Source organism: Burkholderia perseverans (genome assembly GCF_022870505.1).
In the GTDB taxonomy this organism is placed as follows: Bacteria; Pseudomonadota; Gammaproteobacteria; order Burkholderiales; family Burkholderiaceae; genus Burkholderia; species Burkholderia plantarii.
The window spans coordinates 2,134,697-2,152,682 of record NZ_CP045093.1; the positions used below are offsets into that span (position 1 = coordinate 2,134,697).

Below are 17,986 nucleotides of genomic sequence, written 5' to 3' on the forward strand. Positions count from 1 at the left end.
GCGGCCTCGTGAACGGATGGATTCGATGGTGGGCCGCAGTGTAGCGGCGATCCGGCGTGGGTCCTGTCGAGTTTTGTCAGCGCGCCGCCGCTGGGAAGCCGCTATCGGCAAGCCCTATGCCGGCGCGTGACAGCAGACGCAGAGCTTGTTGCCGTCCGGATCGCGGAAGTATGCGCCGTAGTAATCGGCATGGTATTGCGGGCGCAGCCCCGGCGGCCCTTCGCAACTGCCGCCCGCCGCCAGCGCGAGCGCGTGGCAGCGATCGACGGTGGCGCGGTCGCGCGCGAGCAGCGCCACCATCTGGCCGTTGCCGGGCGCCGCCGCGCCGCCGTCGAACGGCCGGCAGATCAGCAACAGCGGCCGCGCCGCGTCGGCCGGCATCCAGCCCGTCATGTCGGGCGGCGCATGGAATTTCAGCGGCAGGCCCAGCGCCTCCATCAGCGGCGCGTAGAACGCATGGGCATGCTCGACGTCATGAACTCCGATACAGACATGCGACAGCATCGACGGCTCCCGGGCGGATCAAAACCCCGATCATGCCACGGCGCCGCCCGGCACCGCGGCGCCACCGCGAGCCATCCCGCCCGCAAGAAAAAACACCCCGGAGGCCGAAGCCGCCGGGGTGTTCTTTACGCGTGAAGCGGGACCGGTCGATCGCGACCGGACACGATCACGAACGCTTGTCGATCGGTGCCGCTTCGCGCGGCGTCTCGCCGACGAACAGCTGACGCGGACGGCCGATCTTCTGCTCCGGATCGGCGATCATTTCGTTCCACTGGCCGATCCAGCCGACGGTACGCGCCATCGCGAAGATGCAGGTGAACATCGAGGTCGGGATGCCCAGCGCGCGCTGGACGATGCCCGAGTAGAAGTCGACGTTCGGGTACAGCTTGCGCGACACGAAATATTCGTCCTCGAGGGCGATCTTCTCGAGCTGCATCGCGAGCTTGAACAGCGGATCGTCGTGCAGGCCGAGCTCTTCGAGCACTTCATGGCACGTTTCGCGCATCAGCTTCGCACGCGGATCGTAGTTCTTGTACACGCGGTGGCCGAAGCCCATCAGCTTCACGCCCGAGTTCTTGTCCTTCACCTGCTTGATGAACTCGGGGATGTTGTCCGGCGAACCGATCTGCTCGAGCATGTTCAGCGCGGCTTCGTTCGCACCGCCGTGCGCCGGACCCCACAGACACGCGATACCGGCCGCGATACACGCGAACGGGTTCGCGCCCGACGAACCGGCCAGACGCACCGTCGAGGTCGAGGCGTTCTGCTCGTGGTCGGCGTGCAGGATCAGGATCCGGTCGAGCGCGCGCACCAGCACGTCGTTGACCTTGTACTCTTCGCACGGGTTCGAGAACATCATGTGCATGAAGTTCGCGCTGTACGACAGCTCGTTCTTCGGATAGACGAACGGCTGGCCGATGCTGTACTTGTAGGCCATCGCGACGAGCGTCGGCAGCTTGGCGATCATGCGGATCGCCGAGACTTCGCGGTGACGCGGGTCGTTGATGTCGAGCGAGTCGTGGTAGAACGCCGACAGCGCGCCGACCGCGGCGACCAGGATCGCCATCGGGTGGGCGTCGCGACGGAAGCCACGGAAGAAGAAGTGCATCTGCTCATGCACCATCGTGTGCTTCGTGACGGTGTCGACGAATTCCGCCTTCTGGGCGGCGTTCGGCAGTTCGCCCTTCAGCAGCAGGTAGCACGTTTCGAGGAAGTCCGCGTTTTGCGCGAGATTGTCGATGGGGTAACCGCGGTACAGCAGCTCGCCCTTGTCCCCGTCAATGTACGTGATCTCCGAATTGCACGACGCCGTGGACATGAAGCCCGGGTCATACGTGAACTTGCCGGTCTGGCCGTACAGCTTACGGATGTCGATCACGTCCGGGCCCATCGTGCCCTTGTAGATCGGCAGTTCGACGCTCGGCGAATTGTCGCTGAACGATAGCGTGGCTTTAACATCAGACGGAGTCATGGCACATCCTCAATCGAAAATGGAAACGGGATTCGATAACGGGCGCAGCGCTCTCATGCACTGCGCAGCATCTCCAGCAGCCGGGAAATGTCCGGGCCGGCAAGGTCGCCTTCCGGTTCCTTGCGGGCAAGCAGCAAGTCCATCAGGTCGTTGTCGGATAGTTCGAGCAGGCGGGTCAGCGCGCCCACGTCGGTATCGGTGAGGTCATGCTCGTATCGGCTGAAGAAACGTTCGAAAATCAGATCGTTCTCCAGCAGACCGCGCCGCGCGCGCCAGCGAAGGCGCGCGCGGCGGTGCGGGTCGGACTGGTGCGACGGTTCAGTCATGTCGAATCAGCTCAGACCGCGCGGCGAACCATCAATTCCTTGATCTTGCCGATCGCCTTGGTCGGGTTCAGCCCCTTCGGGCAAACGTCGACGCAGTTCATGATCGTGTGGCAACGGAACAGACGGTACGGATCCTCGAGGTTGTCGAGGCGTTCGGCGGTGGCTTCGTCGCGGCTGTCGGCGATGAAGCGGTAAGCCTGCAGCAGGCCGGCCGGGCCGACGAACTTGTCCGGATTCCACCAGAAGCTCGGGCACGACGTCGAGCAGCTCGCGCACAGGATGCACTCGTACACGCCGTCCAGCTCTTCGCGTTCTTCCGGCGACTGCAGACGCTCCTTCTCGGGCGGCGGCGTGTCGTTGATCAGGAACGGCTTGATCGAGTGGTACTGGTTGAAGAAGTGCGTCATGTCGACGATCAGGTCGCGCACCACCGGCAGGCCCGGCAGCGGACGCAGCACGATCTTCTCCGGCAGCTCGTTCAGGTTCGTGAGACACGCCAGACCGTTCTTGCCGTTGATGTTCATCGCGTCCGAGCCGCACACGCCTTCGCGGCACGAGCGACGGAACGACAGCGTCTCGTCGATTTCCTTCAGCTTGACGAGCGCGTCGAGCAGCATGCGTTCATGCGTGATCTCGACTTCGTACGTCTGCATGCGCGGCGCCGCGTCCTTGTCCGGATCGTAACGATAGAGTTCGAAAATGCGTTTAGCCATGTCAGATTCCTCGAATTCGGCTTAGAACGTACGCGCCTTCGGCGGCACGGATTCGACCGTCAGCGGCTGCATGTGCACCGGCTTGTAGTCGAGACGATCGCCTTCGCTGAACCACAGCGTATGACGCATCCAGTTTTCGTCGTCGCGATGCGGGTAGTCGTCCTGCGCATGCGCGCCGCGGCTTTCCTTGCGCGCTTCGGCCGACACCATGGTGGCGCGCGCCACTTCGACGAGGTTCGCCACTTCGAGCGCTTCCACGCGCGCGGTGTTGAACACCTTCGACTTGTCCTTCAGGTGGATGTGCTGGGCACGTTCCGTGACCTTCTTGATGTCTTCCACGCCCTCGGCCAGCAGCGCCGAGGTGCGGAACACGCCGGCGTGCTTCTGCATCGAGCCGCGAATCTCGTTGGCGACGCTTTGCGCGTACTCGCCCGAGCTCGAGCTGTCGAGCTTGGCCAGACGCGACAGCGCGAAGTCGGCCGCATCCTTCGGCAGCGGCTTGTGCTCGCGCTGCTTCTTGACGTGTTCGACGATGTGGTTGCCGGCCGCACGGCCGAACACCACCAGGTCGAGCAGCGAGTTCGTGCCCAGGCGGTTCGCGCCGTGGACCGACACGCACGAGCACTCACCCACGGCGTAGAAGCCGTTGATCGGCTCTTCATGGCCGCGCGGCGTGCCGACGACCTGGCCGTGGATGTTGGTCGGGATGCCGCCCATCTGGTAATGGATGGTCGGCACGACCGGGATCGGCTCCTTGATGCAGTCGACGTTCGCGAATTTCAGCGCGATTTCGCGGATCGACGGCAGACGCTTCAGGATCGTCTCGGCGCCGATGTGCGACAGGTCGAGCAGCACGTGGTCCTTGTTCGGACCCACGCCGCGGCCTTCCTTGATTTCCTGGTCCATCGAGCGCGAGACGAAGTCGCGCGGCGCCAGATCCTTCAGCGTCGGCGCGTAGCGCTCCATGAAGCGCTCGCCGTCCGAGTTGCGCAGGATGCCGCCTTCGCCGCGCACACCTTCGGTGATCAGCACGCCCGCGCCGGCCACGCCGGTCGGGTGGAACTGCCAGAACTCCATGTCCTGCAGCGCGATGCCCGAACGCGCGGCCATCCCGAGGCCGTCGCCGGTGTTGATGAACGCGTTGGTCGACGCCGCGAAGATCCGGCCCGCGCCGCCCGTGGCGAACAGCGTGGTCTTGCCTTCGAGGATGTAGACGTCGCCCGTTTCCATTTCGAGGGCGGTCACGCCGAGCACGTCGCCGTCCGCGTCGCGGATCAGGTCGAGCGCCATCCATTCGACGAAGAACTGCGTCTTGGCCGCGACGTTCTGCTGGTACAGCGTGTGCAGCAGCGCGTGACCGGTACGGTCGGCCGCCGCGCAGGCGCGCTGCACCGGCTTCTCGCCGTAGTTCGCGGTATGGCCGCCGAACGGGCGCTGGTAGATCGTGCCGTCCGCGTTGCGGTCGAACGGCATGCCGAAGTGCTCGAGCTCGTAGACGGCGTTCGGCGCTTCACGGCACATGAATTCGATCGCGTCCTGGTCGCCGAGCCAGTCGGAACCCTTGATCGTGTCGTAGAAGTGGAAATGCCAGTTGTCTTCGCTCATGTTGCCGAGCGAGGCACCGATCCCGCCCTGTGCGGCGACCGTGTGCGAACGCGTCGGGAACACCTTCGAGAGCACGCAGACCGACAGGCCCGCGCGCGCGAGTTGCAGCGATGCGCGCATCCCCGAGCCGCCCGCGCCGACGATGACCACGTCGAACTTGCGACGCGGCAGGGAAGTGTTGATTGCAGCCATGCTTTTAAACTCTCCAGAGAATCTGCGCGGCGTAGCCCGCGCACGCGAGCAGCCAGACGATGGTCAGCGATTGCAGCAGCAGCCGCACGCCGACAGGCTTCACGTAATCCATCCAGATGTCGCGAATGCCGACCCAGGCGTGATAGAACAGCGCGAGCAGCGTGACGAACGTCGCCAGCTTCATCCACTGGGTCGAGAAGATCGACGCCCAGCCGTCGTAGGAGAAATCGCGGGCCGTGAAGAACCAGGCCAGCAGGATCACGGTGTAGACCGCCATGATCACCGCGGTGATCCGTTGCGCGAGCCAGTCGCGCAGGCCGTAGTGGGCGCCGACGACGAGGCGCTTCGAGCCGATTCGGTTATTGCCTGCCATTTTCTTAGAATGCTCCGAACAGTTTGAGCGCGACGACCAGCGTCAGCACCAGCGACACCACGAACACGATGGCCGCGGTGCGCTTGCCGCCTTCCTTGGTGACGGCGTCATGGTTGACGTCCATCAGCAAGTGGCGAACGCCGGCGCAGAAATGATGGAGGAACGCCCACGACAATACGAGGACGATCAGCTTGACGATGATGTTGGAGAGGAAGGCCTTAAAGACATCGAAACTCAATTCGGACGTCAGGCTCTGATCGAAGAGGTAAAGCAAAAACGGAAGAGCCAGAAATAACAGCGCACCGCTGAGACGGTGAAAAATCGACAGCTGCCCGGCAAGCGGCAGACGATATTTGAGCGTTATGTCTCCGATGCCGATGTTCCGATACTCCGGTCTCGGTTTTCTTACTGCTTCAGTCATGCTAGACCCCTACTATGTAGTCACACTAATCCGCGATTTTAGCGCCTTTTCATGTCGCGCTGCAGCGAAAACCTGCTCAGGACAGTTACGCGGCAGCGAACAAAGGCGGCCCAAAACGTGCTTCGCGTGTGGGCGCGAGCCCGTTCCCCACTTCTCTTTCCGTGCCGCCGGATTACCCCGGCGGCCGTCCATCAGCTCAAATCGTTCTGATAGTAATACCCGGTTGTGACATACCAGCCGCGCCGCACTTCGACGGGGCGATCCCCATAGGTATAGGACACGCGCTCGACCGACAGCAATGGAAATCCGTCGGCCACGCCGAGCAGCACCGCCACGGCGGGCTCCGCCGCGATCGCGCGGACCTTCTCGGTGGCGCGGATCATGCGCGTGCCGAACTCCGACTCGAACATCGCGTAGAGCGGCCCCTTGTATTCGCTGAGGCGCTCGAAGGTCAGCCCGCGGAACATCGCGCCGGGCAGCCAGATCTCGTCGAGCACCGTGGCGACGCCGTCGAATTCCAGCAGCCGGCGCACCTGGACCACCGGATCGGCCGGCTTCAGGTCCAGCTGCCGCGCGATCTCGGCGGGCGCCCGGGTGCGGCGGCATTCGAGCAGCCGGCTCACGTGCGGGTGCTCCACGCCGTCCTCGGCCAGCAAGCGCAGGAAGCGGAACTGCGCGCGCTCCTCGCTGTGGGTGGCCACGAAGGTACCCTTGCCCTGCCGGCGCACCAGCAGGTTGTCGGCGGCCAGCTCGTCGATCGCCTTGCGGACCGTGCCCTGGCTCACCTTGTAGCGCGCCGCGAGCTCGACCTCGCTTGGTATGATTTCACCCGGCTTCCACTCGCCCGATTCCAGCCCCTGCGTGATCAATGCCTTGATCTGCTGGTATAAGGGGCTAAAGGTAGGCGACGGCGATGCCGCAGGCGTCACTTCGCCGCCGGCCGGGCCTTGGCCGGGAGCGTTCGGGTTCGCCGCGTTCGCCTGGTTGGATGTCATGGCGCGCATTTCAACACAAAGCAGACTTTTACGTCCAGATTTTTCCCGCAATACATCTGTCTTATATAAGACATATGATACCGTTTGACTTTGCCCGGTCGCACTCCTACACTCCGGGGCGAGCGAGGGCTCGCGGCCTCCGGCCGCGCCCGGCCCGGTGCCGGGGCCGGTTTCATGGCCACGGCGCGCATGCCCCGGAAGCCCTCCGCCCCGCTTCAACGCATCGCTACGCGTAACGCGCATAGAATGGCGTTTTCCTTAGCGTCCTACGCTCATCGTCCTGGAGATTTCTCATCATGGCTAAGCCCGCAAAGCGCGTTGCCGTTACCGGCGCCGCAGGTCAAATCGCATACTCGCTGCTGTTCCGCATCGCGAACGGCGACCTGCTCGGCAAGGACCAGCCGGTCATCCTGCAACTGCTCGACCTCCCGCAAGCACAAGCCGCCGTCAAGGGCGTCGTGATGGAACTCGACGACTGCGCGTTCCCGCTGCTGGCCGGCGTGGTCGTCACGGACGATCCGAAGGTCGCGTTCAAGGATGCCGACGTCGCGCTGCTGGTCGGTGCTCGCCCGCGTTCGAAGGGCATGGAGCGCAAGGACCTGCTGTCGGCCAACGCCGAGATCTTCACGGTGCAGGGTGCCGCGCTGAACGAAGTCGCCAGCCGCGACGTGAAGGTGCTGGTGGTCGGCAACCCGGCCAACACGAACGCCTACATCGCGATGAAGTCGGCCCCGGACCTGCCGAAGAAGAACTTCACGGCGATGCTGCGCCTGGACCACAACCGCGCGCTGTCGCAACTGGCCGCCAAGGCCGGCAAGCCGGTCGCCTCGATCGAGAAGCTCGCCGTGTGGGGCAACCACTCGCCGACGATGTACCCGGACTTCCGCTTCGCGACCGTCGAAGGCGAATCGCTGCTCAAGCTGATCAACGACGACGTCTGGAACCGCGACACGTTCATCCCGACCGTCGGCAAGCGCGGCGCGGCGATCATCGAGGCGCGCGGCCTGTCGTCGGCGGCTTCGGCAGCCAACGCGGCGATCGATCACGTGCGTGACTGGGTGCTCGGCACGAACGGTAAGTGGGTCACGATGGGCATCCCGTCGGACGGCTCGTATGGCATCCCCGAAGACATCATCTACGGCGTGCCGGTAGTTTGCGAAAACGGCGAGTACAAGCGCGTGGAAGGCCTGGAAATCGACGCGTTCTCGCGCGAGAAAATGGACGGCACGCTGGCCGAGCTGCTCGAAGAGCGTGACGGCGTGGCCCACCTGCTGAAGTAAGTCCCGCAGTTCCGTTCTGTACCAGCCTGCCGGCGCGGCGGGCGGCTCGTCTCCAGAGCCCGCCCGCGCCGGCCCGGCCGCCCGGCTCCCGCCGGCGGCCGGCCAGGCCCCCGCATTCGATCCGCACGCGCGTTGCCCGCGCCCGCCGCCGCAGCGCCCGTCCGAATCCGATGCCTTTTCGATCACGCCGCTCCGACGCGTAACGACGATGCCTGCGCTCTCCCCCGCAGAAGTGCTGTACGACGGCGCTTCGCCCCCCGCGCTCCTGCCCTGCTGCGATCACTACGCCGGCAGCGAGAAACTGATGCGCAAGTCGCTGGCGCTGCAGGCCGAACTGGGCCCGGTGTTCGACGTGACGCTCGACTGCGAGGACGGCGCCGCCGTCGGCCGCGAGGCCGCGCACGCCGAACTGGTCGCCGCGATGCTCGGCGACGAGGCCAACCGCTTCGGCCGCGCCGGCGTGCGGATCCACGATTTCACCCATCCGCACTGGCGCGACGACCTGCGCATCGTGCTGCGCGCCGCCCGGCCGCCGGCTTACATTACGCTTCCAAAAGTGACCGACGCGGCCGACGTGGCCGAGGTCTGCGCGTTCATCGAAGGCACCCGCCGCGAGCTCGGCATCGCGCGGTCGATCCCGGCCGACGTGCTGGTCGAGACGCACGGCGCGCTGGCCCAGGTCGCGCGGATCGCCGCGTTGCCGGCCGTCTCGACGCTGAGCTTCGGGCTGATGGATTTCGTCTCCGCGCACCACGGCGCGATTCCCGACGCCGCGATGCGCGCGCCGGGCCAGTTCGACCATCCGCTGGTGCGCCGCGCCAAGCTCGAGATCGCCGCCGCCTGCCACGCGCACGGCAAGACGCCGTCGCACAACGTGACCACCGAGATCCGCGAGATGGCCGTGGTGGCCAGCGACGCCGCCCGCGCGCGCGACGAATTCGGCTACACGCGGATGTGGAGCATCCATCCCGCGCAGATCCGCGAGATCGTGGCCGCGTTCGCGCCGCGCGAGACCGAAGTGGCGCTGGCCGCCGAGATCCTGCTCGCCGCGCAGGCCGCCGACTGGGGGCCCACGCGCCACCGCGACACGCTGCACGACCGCGCCAGCTACCGCTATTACTGGTCGGTGCTGCGCCGCGCGCATGCCGCCGGCGCCGCGCTGCCGGCCGAGGTCGCGCGCTGGCTGCCCGCCGACGCCGCCCGCGCGGCCGGCGACGAGGCCCGCGCATGAGTCGTTCCCGCGCGCCCGGCTCCGCCGCGCTTGCGCCGTGCGTCGGCCGACCTCGGCAAACCGGCCAGGCCGCTGGCCCCGACCTCCCCCGCGACTATCGCGAAATCACGACAGAAGCTTCGAATTCCTTTAAAACCATCGGGCGAATTAGGAGAAAATAGCGGCCGCTGCGCACCCTGGAGACGCGTGCCGCCGCGGTCGAGCGGGCCAGCCGCGTTTCCTGTCCACCCCGACACTGATAAAAGGTTTTGAGCACATGAACAAACTGTTGATCGCCACCGCCATCGGCGCCCTGTCCGCGACGCTGCTGACCGTGGCTCCGGCCGCCTCGGCCCAGACCACCACGGCCAAGACGACGACGACGAAAAAGGCCGTCGCCAAGCGCCCGGCGCCGAAGCGCCACCTGATCCCGCGCAGCAAGCGCGCCCAGGCGGCCGCGGCGGCCAAGGTCGACCCGGCGCCCGAAGGCGCGGTCAAGTGGTCGTGCAAGGAAGGCCTGTCCTACCTGCTCGCCGGCGACATGAAGCGTGACCAGATCGTCACGGTCCACTGGGCGAACAAGAACTACAAGCTGCCGCGTCAGGCCACCACCACCGGCGCCGACGTGTTCTACGATCCGGCCAGCGGCCTGAAGCTGGTCGTGATCCCGACCAAGGGCATGCTGTTCAGCGACAAGGAAGACACGCGCCTGGCCGACGAATGCGTGACCGCCGAGATGGCCTCGAACGGCACGCTGGCACCGACGCAGTCGAACGAACTCTCGCCGAACACCGGCAAGTAAGCGCCCCGGCGTCACCGCAAGACAGGAAGCAATCGGCCGCCACGACAGGAACCCCGATGTCCGCTCCGCAAACGAACGTCCGACCCGCGCCGGACCCGGTACTGGTCGAGATCGTCGACTACGTGCTGGATGTCGAGATCGGCAGTGCGCTCGCGCTCGAAACCGCGCGCCACTGCCTGCTCGACACGCTCGGCTGCGGGCTCGAGGCCCTGTCGTATCCGGCCTGCACCAAGCTGCTCGGGCCGCTGGTGCCGGGCACCAGCGTGCCGCACGGCGCCCGGGTGCCCGGCACCTCGTTCCAGCTCGACCCGGTCAAGGCCGCGTTCGACATCGGCACCACGATCCGCTGGCTCGACTTCAACGACACCTGGCTCGCGGCCGAATGGGGCCATCCGTCCGACAACCTCGGCGGCATCCTGGCCACCGCCGACTGGCTCTCGCGCACCGCGCTGGCGGCCGGCAAGCCGCCGCTCACGATGCGCGACGTGCTGGTGGCGATGGTCAAGGCGCACGAGATCCAGGGCTGTCTCGCGCTCGAGAACGCGTTCAACCGCGTCGGGCTCGACCACGTGCTGCTCGTCAAGGTCGCCTCCACCGCCGTGGTCGGGCAACTGCTCGGCCTCACGCGCGACGAACTCGTCAACGCGCTGTCGCTCGCGTTCGTCGACGGCCAGGCGCTGCGCACCTACCGCCACGCGCCCAACACCGGCTCGCGCAAGTCGTGGGCGGCCGGCGACGCCACCTCGCGCGCCGTGCGCCTCGCGCTGATCGCGCGCACCGGCGAGATGGGCTACCCCACCGCGCTCAGCGCGCCCGTGTGGGGCTTCTACGACGTGCTGTTCGAGGGCAAGCCGTTCCGCTTTCAACGCCCTTACGGCAGCTACGTGATGGAGAACGTGCTGTTCAAGATCGCGTTCCCCGCCGAATTCCACGCCCAGACCGCCGCCGAGGCGGCGCTCGTGCTGCATCACCGGCTCGCCGAGGCGGGCCGCGGCGCCGGGTCGATCCGGCGCGTCACGATCCGCACGCACGAGGCCGCGATCCGGATCATCGACAAGACCGGGCCGCTCGCGAACCCCGCCGACCGCGACCACTGCATCCAGTACATGGTCGCCGTGCCGCTGCTGTTCGGACGCCTCACCGCCGCCGACTACGAGGACGAGGTCGCGGCCGACCCGCGCATCGACGCGCTGCGCGCGAAGATCGCCTGCGTGGAAGACCCGCAGTTCACGAAGGATTATCACGACCCGGACAAGCGCGCGATCGCCAACGGATTGACCGTCGAGCTTGACGACGGCACCGTGTTCGAGGAGGTGGTGGTCGATTACCCGCTCGGCCACCGGCGCCGGCGCGCGGCGGGCATCCCGCTGCTGCTCGACAAGTTCCGCACCAATCTCGCGCGCCGCTTCCCGGCGAAACAGCAACAAGCGATTCTCGACGTGTCGCTGGACCAGGCAAGGCTCGAGGCCATGCCGGTCAATGAATACGTCGACTTGTATGTGATCTAGCCGTCAGATACAGGACTTCTTTCCTCGCCTTAACCCAGGAAAAACACCATGGCCCACAATCTCCACAAGACACTGCAAGAATTCGACAGCGGCTCCGGCAAAGGCAAGTTCTATTCGCTGCCCCAGCTCGGCAAAGGACTGAAGACGAAGATCGAACGCCTGCCGGTGTCGATTCGCCTCGTGCTCGAGTCCGTGCTGCGCAACTACGACGGCAAGAAGATCACCGAAGAGCATATCGAGCAACTGGCGAACTGGAAGCCCAACGCCAAGCGCGTCGATGAAATCCCGTTCGTGGTCGCGCGCGTCGTGCTGCAGGATTTCACCGGCGTGCCGCTGCTCGCCGACATCGCGGCCATGCGCGGTGTCGCCCAGCGTGCCGGCCAGGACCCGAAGAAGATCGAGCCGCTGGTCCCGGTCGATCTGGTGGTCGATCACTCGGTGCAGATCGATTACTTCCGCCAGAAGGACGCGCTCGACCTGAACATGAAGCTGGAATTCCAGCGCAACAACGAGCGCTACCAGTTCATGAAGTGGGGCATGCAGGCGTTCGACACGTTCGGCGTGGTGCCCCCGGGCATCGGCATCGTTCACCAGGTGAACCTCGAGTACCTGGCGCGCGGCGTCCACAAGAAGTCCGAAGGCGCGGACACCGTGTACTACCCCGACACGCTGGTGGGCACCGACAGCCACACCACCATGATCAACGGCATCGGCGTGGTGGGCTGGGGCGTGGGCGGCATCGAGGCGGAAGCCGGCATGCTCGGCCAGCCCGTGTATTTCCTGACGCCGGACGTGGTCGGCGTGGAGCTGAAGGGCAAGCTGCGCGAAGGCGTGACCGCCACCGACCTGGTGCTGACCATCACCGAAATGCTGCGCAAGGAGAAGGTGGTCGGCAAGTTCGTGGAGTTCTTCGGCGAAGGCACCGCCTCGCTGTCGCTGCCGGACCGCGCGACCATCGGCAACATGGCGCCCGAATACGGCGCGACCATGGGCTTCTTCCCGGTCGACGAGAAGACCATCGAGTACTTCGAGGGCACCGGCCGCACCAAGGCCGAGATCGCCGCGTTCGAAAACTACTTCAAGGCGCAGAAGCTGTTCGGCGTGCCGAAGGCCGGCGAGATCGACTACAGCAAGTCGCTCACGCTCGACCTGGGCAGCGTCGCGCCGTCGCTGGCCGGCCCGAAGCGCCCGCAGGACCGCATCGAGATCACCCATGTGAAGTCGACGTTCGCCGACCTGTTCTCGAAGCCGGTCGCGGAAAACGGCTTCAACAAGAAGGCCGAGGATCTGGCCGCCCAGTACACCACCAGCAACGGCGTGGACGTGAAGAACGGCGACATCCTGATCGCCGCGATCACCTCCTGCACCAACACCTCGAACCCGAGCGTGCTGCTGGCCGCCGGCCTGCTGGCCAAGAAGGCCGTGGAAGCGGGCCTGACCGTGGCGCCGCACATCAAGACGTCGCTGGCGCCGGGATCGCGCATCGTCACCGAGTACCTGACCAAGACGGGCCTGCTGCCCTACCTGTCGAAGCTCGGCTTCGAGCTGGCCGCCTACGGCTGCACGACCTGCATCGGCAACGCCGGCGACCTGACGCCCGAGCTGAACGAAGCGATCGTGAAGAACGACATCGTCGCGGCCGCCGTGCTGTCCGGCAACCGCAACTTCGAGGCCCGGATTCACCCGAACATCCGCGCCAACTTCCTGGCCTCGCCGCCGCTCGTCGTCGCCTACGCGATCGCCGGCACCATCACGCGCGACCTGATGACCGAGCCGGTCGGCAAGGGCAAGGGCGGCCGTGACGTGTACCTCGGCGACATCTGGCCGTCGAGCGAGGAAATCCACGCGCTGCTGAAGTACGCGCTGAACCCGGAAGCGTTCGTCGACAACTACGCGAAGCTGACCAAGAAGGGCGACCTCTGGAGCAAGATCGAAGGCGAGACGGGCCAGGTGTACGACTGGCCGAAGTCGACCTACATCGCCGAGCCGCCGTTCTTCGGCAAGGATTTCCCGATGCAGCCGTCGGACTCGATCGCCCCGGTCAAGGGCGCGCGCGCGCTCGGCGTGTTCGGTGACTCGGTGACCACCGACCACATCAGCCCGGCCGGCTCGATCAAGGAAGACTCGCCGGCCGGCAAGTGGCTGAAGGAGAACGGCGTGCAGAAGGCCGACTTCAACAGCTACGGCTCGCGCCGCGGCAACCACGACGTGATGATGCGCGGCACGTTCGCCAACGTCCGGATCAAGAACCTGATGATCCCGGCCAAGGCCGACGGCTCGCGCGTGGAAGGCGGCCTGACGATCCACCAGCCGGACGGCGAACAGATGGCGATCTACGACGCGGCGATGAAGTACATCGACGCCGGCACGCCGACCGTGATCTTCGCGGGCGAGGAGTACGGCACGGGTTCGTCGCGCGACTGGGCCGCCAAGGGCACGCAACTGCTCGGCGTGAAGGCCGTGATCGCCCGCAGCTTCGAGCGGATCCACCGCTCGAACCTGGTCGGCATGGGCGTGCTGCCGCTGCAGTTCAAGGGCTCGGACAGCGTGCAGTCGCTCGGTATCACGGGCGAGGAAACGTATGACGTGGAAGACCTCGGCGACGATTTCAAGCCGCAGCAGGACGTGACGCTGGTGATCCACTACAAGAACGGCGAGACGAAGCGCGTGCAGGTGCTGCTGCGCGTGGATACGCCGATCGAGGTGGATTACTACAAGCACGGCGGGATTCTGCCGTTCGTGCTGCGCTCGTTGTTGGCGGCTTAAGCGGTTGGTTGGTTTTTGCAGGTGCCGCGTGTTGGGAGGGTGGTTGCTTCCGGTACGCGGACATTCGAGCCCGGCTTTGGCCGGGCTTTTTTTGGGGTTGTTGGGGAAGTTTGGGTGGAGGAAGCTCGTGATTTGGGGTGGATTTTTGGTTTGGGAGGGGGCGATGTCGAATTGCGCCCCGTTCCAGGCATTCGCTCTACCACGGCAAATGGCAAGGCAGTAGCTGACAGCGGCACAGTCGCGACTGTGCCCTCAGTGCTCTTTAGTGACAACCAACGTCCATTCTCTGTCAGCTTCTTTCGGATTCTCTGTCCATGCTGTTGCCTCTTAAAGTATGCTTCGGCTGCAAGACATACTCCCCGTTTGTAGATGAAGCAAATGAAAATTCCATTAGTCGAAGCGCAAAACAGGTCGATTTCTTCTCGCAATTGGTCGCCCCCAAAGCATACGTTACGGGTTTGGGCCGGTAGCGATTTGGCACTCATCTATGGTCTTTTCAGGAAGAACACGACGAGAAGCTCGAGCCAGATCGCTTGGGATCAGCTCATCACGGGAACTCCGCAATGAGCGCACTCCCATTCACCGATCGCGAGTTAAAGAACGCTTGGCGCGAACTCTCCGCTGTCGCTATGCCCGCGGCTGCAAGTACGCGTAAGAACCCACACCGCCTACTGCTGTTCTACGCCGTGGAGTGTGGCTTGAAGGCTGTGTGGCTCAAACGCAATAGCCGCAGCCTGTTCGACCGCGAAGAGATCGACAAGACCGGTCACAACCTGCGACAACTGCTTAAGGAATTGAAGGTAGGAACTGAGTTGTCACTACCCGAAAATTTGCAACTTAAGCCGGTGACACGCAACGGTGTACAAGAGCCCCGTAACGGCGACATCAGCATCCTGCACCAAGCGTGGCGCTACGGCGGGAATTGCACCGCCCCGTCCGACAACGATTGCGAGCAGCAGTTGCAAGAGGTATTGACATGGATTCAAGGGGAACTCAAATGAGCTTGCTAACGGATGCAGCCGAGCGTCCACTGACCACCTGGCTGGATGTTGAGCGCTTGCTCAAGCAGCGCACTGCGCTATGGAATCAGTTGCCCACAGGCGTGCTGAGCGTGGATTGCTTTCCGAGTGGCATGGAGGTGCGCCACTTTGCCGATGCGGACAAAGTGGACAACTGGCTGAGTCACGTTTTCGGCCACGCATACCAGCGAGAGCGTCGATCAATCTGCTTGCGCATCGACGAGACAGACTATCCAGTGGAACTGATGCTGGAAGCTAAAGCCATCGCGGCGCCTGCTGTGGGGCAAAATTATCCACTGTGGCGCGATGTCACATATTTGCCCACTGATCAGGCGGCTGAAGCGGATTCCGGCGCGCAACCTCTCATTAGGCACTTGGCAAACGCCCCGGCAGCATGGAAAACAGGCCCCGACTTGGTCTCCTTCCATTCCTTCAAAGGCGGCGTCGGGCGCACCACCGCCCTCATGACCTATGTTGCGGCATGCATGCAGAATCCCGGTCCGGGGCCGAAGAAGATCCTCGTGGTAGACGCGGACTTGGAAGCCCCCGGCGTCAGCTTTTGGCTAGATGAGGTCAACCGACCCACGGTGTCCTTCGTGCAATTGCTGGAAGCGTTGCATTATCCACCTGCTGGAGTTGACGCGACTCTGGATTTCTTCGCGCAAGAGTTACGCAAGACTTCGCTCAGCGTAGGGGGGATGCAGCGTGAGCTGTTTGTGTTGCCAGCGGCCCTGAACTTCGCCGAAATTCAGGACATGCCGGTAGCACCCGAACATTTGGCCCGCAATCCGATTAATCCCTGGTTATTGTCGGATCACCTGCATGCCCTAGGTCAGCGCCTGAGTGCGGATGCCGTGTTCATTGACTTACGTGCAGGTTTGAGCGAACTAGCGAGTCCCATCCTGTTCGATCCCCGGGTCGATCACTTCTTCATCAGTACAGTGGCACCCCAATCGGTGCAAGGTATGGCCGAAGTGCTGCGTCGCCTATATGCCTTCAACCGTCAACTGTCGGCAGTACAGCGAGAGGATGCACGCCCCACGGTGGTGTTAAGCCTGTTGACCAAGGAGCTGCGAGATGCCGCTCACTACGAACAAGCCCTGAAGGCATTGGGCGAGGCCTATCCCACGGATGATGCGCTGAACCCCGGGGTGCAGTGGCTTGAGGCCGAGTTTCTGAGCACGTTGATGTCCATCGGATCGGTGCGTGACGCGCTAGATGCCTTGCCCCAGTCCAGCCGCTTGTTTGCCAGTGCTAGCGATTGGGCTAGGGCTCTCTATGCCACGCCTGCTCAAGCACGGCCGGTTATGCCGACTGGAGACGCCAGTGCTACAACTTCGTTAAGACAGGAGCAAGCAAAAAGGTTGTATGACGTTTGCAAAGCTGCAGAGTTTGCAGATAGCAGTGCAAAAAGCGCCATCCTGGCTACCGAACCACTGCTCAATCTCGGCAAGCACTACTCCAACGAGTTGCCAAACTTATTGATGATTGGTGCTAAGGGCTCAGGCAAGACATTTACCTTCCGCCAATTAGTAGGGACGGGTGCATGGCAGAGTTTCTTGAGTAAATTGGGGTTTGATTCGACAAGCACGACAGACGCGGCAATCTTCCCGGTGCTATGGTCCGACAACATCGAGGACAACCCAAATGGAGAAATCAAGTTGGCGCAAGGGCGCACACTTGACTTGATACAAAGCGACAAAAGCCGCCTGCTTGGCGCTAGCGCGGTACGGCGGCTAATCGAGGAAGCACTTAAGTCGCCGCCTGCTCACTGGGAGGATTTTTGGGACAGCCTTATCGCCCAACAGTTCAGCATCTCAGAGGGTGGTCTGCGAGCAGTGAATCAATCTCTGGCTACGCATTCTACACGAGTCATATTTTTGTTCGATGGTATCGAGGATGCGTTCAAGGATGCCAATGATGACCATGCCGCTGAGGCTATTCACGCCTTGTTGCGCTTGCCCAATCGCATCGGCGAGCTGGATAACCGATGCATCGGTACTATAGTATTTGCACGAGCGGATTACGTACAAGCGACTATTCGGCAAAACCTAGGTCAGTGGCTGCAGCGCTTCCAACCGTTTCGTCTCCAATGGAACGCCGAGAGCTTCTTGCGTTTAGCCTTTATGTTGAGTTGCCAAGCCGGTATCCAGTCGAACGAAACAAAGTCGGCGGAGTCCCTGCGTATCGAGGAATTGAAGATCGAGTTGGAGCGTCTTTGGGGGAAAAAGCTTGGCGGCGAAAAATCTAAAGAGGCACACTCTGCGCGATGGGTATATGCCGCGTTGTGCGACTTGAAGGGCAATGTGCAGGCGCGCGACCTAGTCCGCTTCCTGAAGTTCGCTGCAGAATTGGAGTCAACGCGAACCGGACAAACATGGCCGGATCGTGTTCTTGCGCCGGAATCCATGCGCAAGGCCATTGCCCCTTGTAGCCTCGAGAAGGTAAGCGAAGCCATGTCGGAGATCGCCCCGCTAAAGAGGTGGACTGAACTGATGGAGCAGCGAGGCATTCGCAACCTCAAAGTACCGTTCAGCCTGGAGCAGGCACTGCTCACTCCGAGTCTTCTTGGTTCGCTACAGGAGATTGGTGTGATCTATGAAGACGTTGATGGCAACTTGGGTGAAGAACGGTTATTTCTACCGGAAATTTACCGATACGGGCTGAACTTCGAGACCTCCGCGGCTGGGCGCCCGCGCACGCAAACCTTGTTGAAAAAGAACATTGGTGCCATCCCGCTCTGAAGCTATCGACGCACGGAGAATTCAGCGGTGGCTTTTCAGTTAGAGCCACCGCGCGAT

At 63.6% G+C, this 17,986-nt stretch carries 15 protein-coding genes; 7 read left to right on the forward strand and 8 right to left on the reverse strand.

Annotated features, from left to right (window positions below):
- Positions 1-114 precede the first annotated feature (114 nt).
- The 8 genes from BpN12_RS08755 to BpN12_RS08790 form a co-directional block, all read right to left on the reverse strand.
- Complete coding sequence (locus BpN12_RS08755; protein ID WP_246792050.1) at positions 115-504, reverse strand: VOC family protein; 390 nt, start codon at positions 502-504, stop codon at positions 115-117.
- A gap of 166 nt (positions 505-670) precedes the next feature.
- Positions 671-1,975, reverse strand: a complete 1,305-nt coding sequence (gltA, locus tag BpN12_RS08760) for a citrate synthase (protein ID WP_198252975.1) — start codon at positions 1,973-1,975, stop codon at positions 671-673.
- Between the two features lie 53 nt (positions 1,976-2,028).
- Positions 2,029-2,301 carry an FAD assembly factor SdhE gene (locus tag BpN12_RS08765; RefSeq protein WP_246792052.1) on the reverse strand — a complete coding sequence of 91 codons (273 nt, stop codon included), beginning with the start codon at positions 2,299-2,301 and terminating at the stop codon, positions 2,029-2,031.
- 11 nt (positions 2,302-2,312) lie between these two features.
- Positions 2,313-3,014 (reverse strand): succinate dehydrogenase iron-sulfur subunit, encoded by a 702-nt coding sequence (locus tag BpN12_RS08770; RefSeq protein WP_246792054.1) that lies wholly within the window; start codon positions 3,012-3,014, stop codon positions 2,313-2,315.
- Positions 3,015-3,035: 21 nt separating this feature from the next.
- The gene (sdhA, locus tag BpN12_RS08775; RefSeq protein WP_246792055.1) at positions 3,036-4,811 is read right to left on the reverse strand and encodes a succinate dehydrogenase flavoprotein subunit; all 1,776 of its coding nucleotides are present in this window, start codon (positions 4,809-4,811) and stop codon (positions 3,036-3,038) included.
- Positions 4,812-4,815: 4 nt separating this feature from the next.
- Positions 4,816-5,184 carry a succinate dehydrogenase, hydrophobic membrane anchor protein gene (sdhD, locus tag BpN12_RS08780; protein ID WP_042628255.1) on the reverse strand — a complete coding sequence of 123 codons (369 nt, stop codon included), beginning with the start codon at positions 5,182-5,184 and terminating at the stop codon, positions 4,816-4,818.
- A 4-nt stretch (positions 5,185-5,188) separates the two neighbouring features.
- Positions 5,189-5,605 carry a succinate dehydrogenase, cytochrome b556 subunit gene (sdhC, locus tag BpN12_RS08785; RefSeq protein ID WP_246792056.1) on the reverse strand — a complete coding sequence of 139 codons (417 nt, stop codon included), beginning with the start codon at positions 5,603-5,605 and terminating at the stop codon, positions 5,189-5,191.
- Positions 5,606-5,796: 191 nt separating this feature from the next.
- Positions 5,797-6,600 carry a GntR family transcriptional regulator gene (locus BpN12_RS08790; protein ID WP_246792057.1) on the reverse strand — a complete coding sequence of 268 codons (804 nt, stop codon included), beginning with the start codon at positions 6,598-6,600 and terminating at the stop codon, positions 5,797-5,799.
- Positions 6,601-6,896: 296 nt separating this feature from the next.
- On the opposite strand from BpN12_RS08790, the gene BpN12_RS08795 reads away from it, so the two are divergent.
- The 7 genes from BpN12_RS08795 (at position 6,897) to BpN12_RS08825 (ending at position 17,929) form a co-directional block, all read left to right on the forward strand.
- Positions 6,897-7,880, forward strand: a complete 984-nt coding sequence (locus tag BpN12_RS08795; RefSeq protein ID WP_246792059.1) for a malate dehydrogenase — start codon at positions 6,897-6,899, stop codon at positions 7,878-7,880.
- 208 nt (positions 7,881-8,088) lie between these two features.
- Positions 8,089-9,111, forward strand: coding sequence for an HpcH/HpaI aldolase/citrate lyase family protein (locus BpN12_RS08800; protein ID WP_246792061.1), 1,023 nt, complete (start codon positions 8,089-8,091; stop codon positions 9,109-9,111).
- Between the two features lie 256 nt (positions 9,112-9,367).
- Positions 9,368-9,892 (forward strand): hypothetical protein, encoded by a 525-nt coding sequence (locus BpN12_RS08805; RefSeq protein WP_246792063.1) that lies wholly within the window; start codon positions 9,368-9,370, stop codon positions 9,890-9,892.
- Between the two features lie 56 nt (positions 9,893-9,948).
- A complete protein-coding gene (locus tag BpN12_RS08810; RefSeq protein WP_246792064.1) occupies positions 9,949-11,400 on the forward strand; it encodes a bifunctional 2-methylcitrate dehydratase/aconitate hydratase in 1,452 nt (483 codons plus the stop codon).
- A gap of 48 nt (positions 11,401-11,448) precedes the next feature.
- Positions 11,449-14,166, forward strand: coding sequence for an aconitate hydratase AcnA (gene acnA / locus BpN12_RS08815; protein ID WP_246792066.1), 2,718 nt, complete (start codon positions 11,449-11,451; stop codon positions 14,164-14,166).
- A gap of 563 nt (positions 14,167-14,729) precedes the next feature.
- Positions 14,730-15,167: a hypothetical protein gene (locus BpN12_RS08820; RefSeq protein WP_246792068.1), complete on the forward strand. Its 438-nt coding sequence runs from the start codon at positions 14,730-14,732 to the stop codon at positions 15,165-15,167.
- Positions 15,143-17,929, forward strand: coding sequence for a KGGVGR-motif variant AAA ATPase (locus BpN12_RS08825; RefSeq protein ID WP_246792070.1), 2,787 nt, complete (start codon positions 15,143-15,145; stop codon positions 17,927-17,929). Before BpN12_RS08820 ends, BpN12_RS08825 begins: the two co-directional genes overlap by 25 nt.
- Positions 17,930-17,986: the final 57 nt, after the last annotated feature.

What these genes read in the sequence shown, in the direction of transcription:
- BpN12_RS08755 (WP_246792050.1), bottom strand. Translation starts at nt 504, where the DNA reads ATGCTGTCGCATGTCTGTATCGGAGTTCATGACGTCGAGCATGCCCAT.
- gltA (WP_198252975.1), bottom strand. Translation starts at nt 1,975, where the DNA reads ATGACTCCGTCTGATGTTAAAGCCACGCTATCGTTCAGCGACAATTCG.
- BpN12_RS08765 (WP_246792052.1), bottom strand. Translation starts at nt 2,301, where the DNA reads ATGACTGAACCGTCGCACCAGTCCGACCCGCACCGCCGCGCGCGCCTT.
- BpN12_RS08770 (WP_246792054.1), bottom strand. Translation starts at nt 3,014, where the DNA reads ATGGCTAAACGCATTTTCGAACTCTATCGTTACGATCCGGACAAGGAC.
- sdhA (WP_246792055.1), bottom strand. Translation starts at nt 4,811, where the DNA reads ATGGCTGCAATCAACACTTCCCTGCCGCGTCGCAAGTTCGACGTGGTC.
- sdhD (WP_042628255.1), bottom strand. Translation starts at nt 5,184, where the DNA reads ATGGCAGGCAATAACCGAATCGGCTCGAAGCGCCTCGTCGTCGGCGCC.
- sdhC (WP_246792056.1), bottom strand. Translation starts at nt 5,605, where the DNA reads ATGACTGAAGCAGTAAGAAAACCGAGACCGGAGTATCGGAACATCGGC.
- BpN12_RS08790 (WP_246792057.1), bottom strand. Translation starts at nt 6,600, where the DNA reads ATGACATCCAACCAGGCGAACGCGGCGAACCCGAACGCTCCCGGCCAA.
- BpN12_RS08795 (WP_246792059.1), top strand. Translation starts at nt 6,897, where the DNA reads ATGGCTAAGCCCGCAAAGCGCGTTGCCGTTACCGGCGCCGCAGGTCAA.
- BpN12_RS08800 (WP_246792061.1), top strand. Translation starts at nt 8,089, where the DNA reads ATGCCTGCGCTCTCCCCCGCAGAAGTGCTGTACGACGGCGCTTCGCCC.
- BpN12_RS08805 (WP_246792063.1), top strand. Translation starts at nt 9,368, where the DNA reads ATGAACAAACTGTTGATCGCCACCGCCATCGGCGCCCTGTCCGCGACG.
- BpN12_RS08810 (WP_246792064.1), top strand. Translation starts at nt 9,949, where the DNA reads ATGTCCGCTCCGCAAACGAACGTCCGACCCGCGCCGGACCCGGTACTG.
- acnA (WP_246792066.1), top strand. Translation starts at nt 11,449, where the DNA reads ATGGCCCACAATCTCCACAAGACACTGCAAGAATTCGACAGCGGCTCC.
- BpN12_RS08820 (WP_246792068.1), top strand. Translation starts at nt 14,730, where the DNA reads ATGAGCGCACTCCCATTCACCGATCGCGAGTTAAAGAACGCTTGGCGC.
- BpN12_RS08825 (WP_246792070.1), top strand. Translation starts at nt 15,143, where the DNA reads ATGGATTCAAGGGGAACTCAAATGAGCTTGCTAACGGATGCAGCCGAG.